The 6,974-nt window shown below is 41.0% G+C and carries 5 protein-coding genes; all 5 read left to right on the top strand.

Annotation, left to right across the window (positions count from 1 at the left end; all coding sequences use genetic code 11):
* On the top strand, window positions 1–941 hold a 941-nt coding region (locus tag HMPREF9965_RS12085; protein WP_000552812.1), incomplete at its 5' end, for an LPXTG cell wall anchor domain-containing protein.
* A gap of 663 nt (window positions 942–1,604) precedes the next feature.
* On the top strand, window positions 1,605–3,563 hold the full coding sequence (locus tag HMPREF9965_RS12080) for a peptide ABC transporter substrate-binding protein (protein ID WP_000748530.1): 1,959 nt from the start codon (window positions 1,605–1,607) through the stop codon (window positions 3,561–3,563).
* 145 nt (window positions 3,564–3,708) lie between these two features.
* A complete protein-coding gene (locus HMPREF9965_RS12075; protein ID WP_000031978.1) occupies window positions 3,709–4,803 on the top strand; it encodes a cystathionine gamma-synthase in 1,095 nt (364 codons plus the stop codon).
* Window positions 4,804–4,810: 7 nt separating this feature from the next.
* On the top strand, window positions 4,811–5,977 hold the full coding sequence (locus HMPREF9965_RS12070) for a MalY/PatB family protein (protein WP_000521329.1): 1,167 nt from the start codon (window positions 4,811–4,813) through the stop codon (window positions 5,975–5,977).
* Window positions 5,978–6,069: 92 nt separating this feature from the next.
* The coding region (locus HMPREF9965_RS12065) for an SWIM zinc finger family protein (protein ID WP_001096266.1) at window positions 6,070–6,974 on the top strand (905 nt) is incomplete at its 3' end.

The raw sequence follows: 6,974 nt of genomic DNA, 5'->3' as shown, positions 1-6,974 counted from the left end.
CAATCAGTGCATCTGAATCAGCAAGCAACAACTCAAGTAGTACTTCAGTAAGCTTGAGTAACAGCGTAAGCACATCTACATCACTTAGCAATAGCGTTTCAAGTAGTTTGAGTACAAGTGCGTCACAACAATCTAACTCATTCAGCTATAGTAAGGGTGATCCAACAAGCGAATCTAAGCCAGAGTTTAACCTTCCTAGCTACCTTGAATCTGTAAGTGCAAGTGAATCAGTTTCACTCAGCAAATCAGTAAGTGTGTCATTGAGCGATAGTACTTCAGCATCAATCAGCGCAAGTGAGTCAGTCTCAACAAGCACAAGCTTGAGTGACAGCATTTCTGCATCAATCAGTGCAAGCAACAACTCAGGTAGTGGTTCAGGTTCAACAAGCACAAGCAATGGCTCAGCTAGTCAATCAGCTAGCGCATCAGTATCTGCAAGTCAAAGCACTTCAGCGTCTGTATCAGCTAGCCAATCAGCTTCAGCTTCAATTAGTGCAAGCAACAACTCAGGTAGCGGTTCAGGTTCAACAAGCACAAGCAATGGCTCAGCTAGTCAATCAGCTAGCGCATCAGTATCTGCAAGTCAAAGCACTTCAGCATCTGTATCAGCAAGCCAATCAGCTTCTGCTTCAATCAGCGCAAGCAACAACTCAGGTAGTGGTTCAGGCAATGCCTCAACTTCAGCAAGCTTGAGCGATAGCGCAAGTACCTCAGCTAGCTTGTTTGACAGTGCTTCAATCTCAAGTGCATTGAACCACTCACAAGCTCCTGCACAACAACCTGCTGGACCAGGACGTTCAAACGGTAGAAAACTTCCAAATACAGGAACTGCAAGTAACCATTTTGCTGGTCTTGGATTAGGAGTAGCTGCCTTGGCAACTGCCTCTCTTCTTGGCAAGAAGAAGAAATCAGCAGCTTCTGAAATGGATTTAGAAGACTAAGTCCCAAAAATCGACTAAAATGGAATTGTTGATATCATTTTAGCGATGAAAACAAGAACCCCAGATGGCTCAAGGCTATCTGGGGTTTTTGGCCCTTTGTCAACTGTTGAGAGTGACATCTAACTAAGCATGAGAGAGAGTCAGATTGGTGAGAGTCAGATTGGTTCTCTCTTTTCTAACATTCAAAGTAACGAGAATTATCACTCTAAATTTTTGAAATTTTGAAAATCAAATACTAGACATCTTATATTCTTACTAATTGCTTCCAACTTGGTATTGAAATGAAGGGATTCAAGGATATTATTGATATAGGATTTAGATTTAAGAAAAGTTTGAAATAGCGTCTGAAAAGGAGTGGATACCCCATCAATTTTATTTTTGATGGATTTCCATTTCTAAACCTCCCAAAGAACTTAATGATGTCTTACTGTTTATTAATCACAGTCAAAAAGAATATCCAAATTACAAGACAGCTTTTAAAGCACTTAGGAATAAGAGGTAAAAATATTACACTACTCATTGCATATACCTAACGAAATAGATAAAATTCTAAAATTTGTAGAGAAAATAATATAATTTCGACCTTTTGTGACAGGAATTGCTTGACTAAATAAAACTAAAGCTGTATAATAAGGCAAATATCTAAAACAGGAGGTTCTGGAAATGAAAAAGTCTAAGGCCAAGTATCTGACACTGGCAGGTGTCGTGTTAAGCGCGGGTATCCTACTAAGCGCATGTGGGAACTCAGCAAGTTCATCTAAAACATATAACTATGTCTATTCTAGTGATCCATCTAGTTTGAACTATCTAGCAGAGAACCGTGCAACAACTAATGATATCGTTACCAATCTGGTAGATGGTTTGATGGAAAATGACCAATATGGTAACTATGTTCCATCTTTGGCAGAGGATTGGACCGTTTCCAAGGACGGTTTGACTTATACCTACAAACTTCGTAAAGATGCCAAGTGGTATACATACGAAGGTGAAGAATACGCCCCTGTAACTGCTCAAGACTTTGTGACAGGTTTGAAATATGCGGCAGATAAAAAATCTGAAGCCTTGTACTTGGTTCAAGATTCTGTAGCAGGTTTGGATGACTATATCAACGGAAAAACAACTGACTTTTCAACTGTCGGTGTTAAGGCGATTGATGACCAAACAGTTCAGTACACTTTGACTCGACCAGAACCTTACTGGAATTCTAAAACAACTTCAACCATTCTCTTCCCTGTCAATGCTGATTTCTTGAAATCAAAAGGGGATGATTTTGGTAAGGTTGATCCTTCTAACATTTTGTACAATGGTCCCTTCTTGATGAAGTCCTTTGTTTCAAAATCCGTCATCGAATACAAGAAAAATCCGAATTACTGGGATGCTAAAAATGTCTTTGTGGACGATGTGAAATTGACATACTATGATGGAAGTGATCAAGATGCCCTAGCACGTAACTTTACAGAAGGAGTATACAGCTACGCACGTCTCTATCCAAATAGCTCAAGTTTTGAAGGGATTAAAGAGAAGAATAAGGACAATATCATCTACAGCATGCAAGATGCCACTTCTTTCTACTTGAACTTTAACCTAGATAGAAAATCTTATAATTTCACTTCTAAAACGACTGACATCGAAAAGAAATCTACCCAAGAAGCAGTTCTTAACAAAAACTTCCGCCAAGCCATCAATTTTGCCTACAACCGTACGGCCTATGGGGCACAATCTCAAGGGGAAGACGGAGCAACGAAGATTATTCGTAACCTAGTTGTACCTCCTACATTTGTAAGTATCAACGGAAAAGACTTTGGTGATGTTGTTTCCGAAAAGATGGTCAACTATGGCCAAGAATGGCAAGGAATCAACTTTGCTGATGCTCAGGATCCTTACTACAATCCTGACAAGGCTAAAGCTAAGTTTGCGGAAGCTAAGAAAGAACTAGAAGCCAAGGGTGTTCAGTTCCCAATTCACTTGGATAAGACTGTTGAAATGACCAATAAGTCAGAAATTCAAGGGATTAGTTCAATGAAACAATCCATCGAATCTATTCTTGGAACTGAGAACGTGGTTATCGATATCCAACAACTGTCAACAGAGGATTATGATAGCTCTGGTTATTTAGCTCAGACAGCAGCCCAGAAGGATTTTGACCTTTACAATGGTGGTTGGAGTGCTGACTACTTAGATCCGTCAAGCTATCTTGATATTTTTAATGTTAATAGCGGAGGTATGTTGCAAAACTTTGGTTTAGAACCAGGTGAGGTCAATGACAAGGCTAAGGCAGTTGGACTTGATACCTATACTCAAATGTTGGAAGAAGCCAATAAAGAGCAAGATCCAGCAAAACGTTATGAAAAGTATGCTGAAATTCAAGCTTGGCTCGTTGATAGCGCCCTTGCAATTCCAAACGTTTCCCTTGGTGGAACACCTAGCTTGAGAAAGACAGTTCCATTCTCTGCACCATTCTCACAAGCTGGAAATAAAGGTGTAGAGTCATACAAGTATCTTAAGTTGCAAGATAAGACGGTGACAACTGCTGAGTATGAAAAAGCTAAAGAAAAATGGCTGAAAGAAAAAGAAGAGTCAAATAAAAAAGCCCAAGAAGAATTGGCAAAACACGTTAAATAACCAGTCTATTCAACAGGAAAAGCGATAGTTTCTCAAGGAACTATCGCTTTTATATAGTTTGAAACTATAACTAGCTCTTGAAAAGAAGAAAATGAGTTGGCGAAAATAAGTGGTACAATAGTTACTATAGATTTGGAGGTATTGTATGAGCAAAGAACTACACATCAACACAATTTTGGCCCAGGCGGGAATCAAGTCAGATAAGGCAACAGGTGCCTTGGTGACTCCACTTCATTTTTCAACAACTTATCAGCATCCAGAGTTTGGCCAGTCTACTGGATTTGACTATACCCGTACTAAAAACCCAACTCGCAGTAAGGCGGAGGAAGTCTTGGCTGCAATTGAATCAGCAGACTATGCCCTAGCAACGAGCTCAGGTATGGCTGCGATTGTACTGGCTTTTAGTGTTTTTCCAGTGGGAAGTAAAGTCTTGGCTGTGCGCGATCTGTATGGGGGTTCTTTCCGGTGGTTCAACCAAGTGGAGAAGGAAGGTCGTTTCCATTTTACCTATGCTAATACTGAAGCAGAGTTGATTGCTGAGCTGGAAAATCATGTGGATGTTCTCTACATCGAAACGCCAACCAATCCTTTGATGTTGGAATTTGATATTGCCAAACTAGCCAAACTAGCTCATGCTAAGGGTGCCAAGGTTGTGGTGGACAATACCTTCTACAGTCCGATTTACCAACGTCCGATTGAAGATGGTGCAGATATTGTTCTTCATTCGGCTACCAAATATCTAGCAGGGCACAATGATGTCTTGGCTGGGGTAGTTGTGACTAATAGTTTAGAACTATATGAACAACTGTTCTACAATCTCAATACGACAGGTGCGGTCTTATCACCGTTTGATAGTTATCAGTTGATTCGTGGTCTTAAAACTCTACCTCTTCGTATGGAACGTTCTACAGCCAATGCCCAAGAAGTGGTTGCCTTTTTGAAGGATTCACCTGCTGTCAAGGAAGTTCTCTATACTGGTCGTGGAGGAATGATTTCCTTTAAAGTAGTGGATGAAAAACGTATTCCTCACATATTGAACAGCCTCAAGGTCTTCTCTTTTGCAGAAAGTTTGGGTGGGGTAGAAAGTCTCATTACTTATCCAACGACGCAGACCCATGCGGATATTCCAGCAGAAGTGCGCCATTCCTATGGTTTAACAGATGACCTCTTGCGCTTGTCTATTGGGATTGAAGATGCCAGAGATTTGATTGCGGACTTGCGCCAAGCTTTGGAAGGATAAAACAGATATGGGAAAATATGATTTTACAAGCCTGCCCAATCGTTTTGGACACCATACTTATAAATGGAAAGAAGCGGAAGCTGATCGAGAAATTCTACCAGCCTGGATAGCAGATATGGACTTTGTGGTTTTGCCTGAAGTTCGACAAGCTGTACAAGCCTACGCAGATCAGTTGGTCTATGGCTATACTTATGCAAGCGACGCTTTGATTGAGTCGGTTCAGGACTGGGAAGCCAGTCAACACGGTTATCACTTTGACAAAGATGCTCTCGTCTTTATCGAGGGGGTGGTACCAGCTATTTCAACAGCTATTCAAGCCTTTACAAAAGAAGGAGAGGCTGTTCTGATTAACACACCGGTCTATCCACCTTTTGCTCGCAGTGTCAAGTTGAATAACCGCAGATTGATTACCAGTTCTTTGGTGGAAAAGGATGGTTTGTTTGAGATTGACTTTGATCAGCTGGAAAAGGAATTGGTAGAAGAGGATGTGAAGCTTTATATCCTCTGCAACCCTCATAATCCTGGTGGACGTGTTTGGGAAAAGGAAGTGTTAGAAAAGATTGGCCGTCTCTGCCAAAAATACGGTGTTTTGTTGGTTTCAGATGAGATTCACCAAGATTTGGCCCTCTTTGGTCACAAACACCAGTCTTTTAATACCGTAAATCCAGACTTCAAAAAATTTGCTCTTGTTTTGAGCAGTGCTACCAAGACTTTTAATATTGCTGGAACGAAAAATTCCTATGCAGTTATTGAAAATCCAAAGCTTCGTGTGGCTTTCCAAAAACGCCAGTTGGCCAATAACCAGCATGAGATCTCAGGCTTGGGTTATTTGGCGACAGAAGCTGCCTATCGATATGGAAAGGATTGGCTAGAAGAACTCAAGCAAGTCTTTGAAGACCACATCAATTATGTGGTGGATCTATTTGAAAAAGAGACTAAAATCAAGGTCATGAAACCGCAAGGAACCTACTTGATCTGGCTGGATTTTTCAGCCTATAACCTAACGGATGAGCGCTTGCAAGAGCTTTTGAGAAATGAAGCTAAGGTTATCTTGAACAGAGGTTTGGACTTTGGGGGGGAGGGAACTCTTCATGCCCGCCTCAATGTAGCCATGCCTAAAACACTTTTGGAAGAAGTTTGCCAACGCATCGTGACTACTTTTGCTACACTTTAAGAATCGAGCCTTCTAGGAGAAAAGTCTTCCTAGAAGGCTATTTTCATAGGGGAAAATGTGGTATAATGAAGAGATAAGATAAAGGGGTAATTATGGCTAAATTGATTCCGGGAAAGTTGCGCATGGAGGGTGTTACACTCTATGAAACAGGCAACATTGAGATTATCAAGGAAAAAGGGAATCGCCTCTATACTCGTGTGGCGGGAGAAGACTTGCGTTACAGTTTAGAGGATGATCTTGTTTTTTGTGCTTGCGATTTTTTCCAAAAAAGAGGTTACTGTGTTCACCTCGCAGCGCTCGAGCATTATCTGAAGAACGACGAAAAAGGCCATTTTATTTTACAAGCCTTAGAAAAAGGCCATGAAGAGCAAGAAGAGGTCGAAACCAAGGTTAGTTTTGGTGGTAGTTTTTTGGAGCGTATCCAACCTCAGAAGAGAGAGAAAATCTACACTTTGTCGGCTCAAGGCCAGGTGGAAGCTGGGACCAATCGCCTCCTTTGGACTCTCCGAATCGGTTTGCTTGAGAGTCAAAAATATTACGTCATCCGTGATATTCCACTCTTTTTGAAGGTCTTGGTCCATCGAAAGCCATATATGATTGGGAAACACTACGAGAATGGCTTGTCTTGGGATGCTTTTGATACAGCTAGTCAAGAAGTTCTTACTTTTTTATGTGGCTTGATTGAGGAGGGGCTGAGTCAAGACCTCTTTTTCCCTGATCAAGGTCGTCATCTCTTTTTCCCTCTAACCTTTTTTGAGCAGGGGGTGGAGTTGCTGATGAACTTGGAGGATTTTCATTTTGAACACCAGATAGATAGTTATGCAAATCTCCTCTTTCATGATTTAAATCCCAATGCAGAACTTTTCTCTTTTTCCGTGCAGGAGTATCCAGATTATTTTGAGATGGAGATCTCTGGAAATGAGCGAGTCAACGTATTCTATGGGGGAGCAGTTCTCTTTCGTAAGGGGAATTTTTATCTCTTAAATCCTAAACAAAT

The sequence above is a fragment of the Streptococcus mitis bv. 2 str. SK95 genome, from assembly GCF_000222705.1.
GTDB lineage: Bacteria > Bacillota > Bacilli > Lactobacillales > Streptococcaceae > Streptococcus > Streptococcus mitis_AY.
Note: the sequence above shows the minus strand (reverse complement) of the source record. Positions and strands in the feature narration are given on the sequence as shown.

Bases quoted from the DNA above. Each gene is read 5' to 3' on its own strand.
- HMPREF9965_RS12080 (WP_000748530.1), top strand. From the start codon at position 1,605: ATGAAAAAGTCTAAGGCCAAGTATCTGACACTGGCAGGTGTCGTGTTA.
- HMPREF9965_RS12075 (WP_000031978.1), top strand. From the start codon at position 3,709: ATGAGCAAAGAACTACACATCAACACAATTTTGGCCCAGGCGGGAATC.
- HMPREF9965_RS12070 (WP_000521329.1), top strand. From the start codon at position 4,811: ATGGGAAAATATGATTTTACAAGCCTGCCCAATCGTTTTGGACACCAT.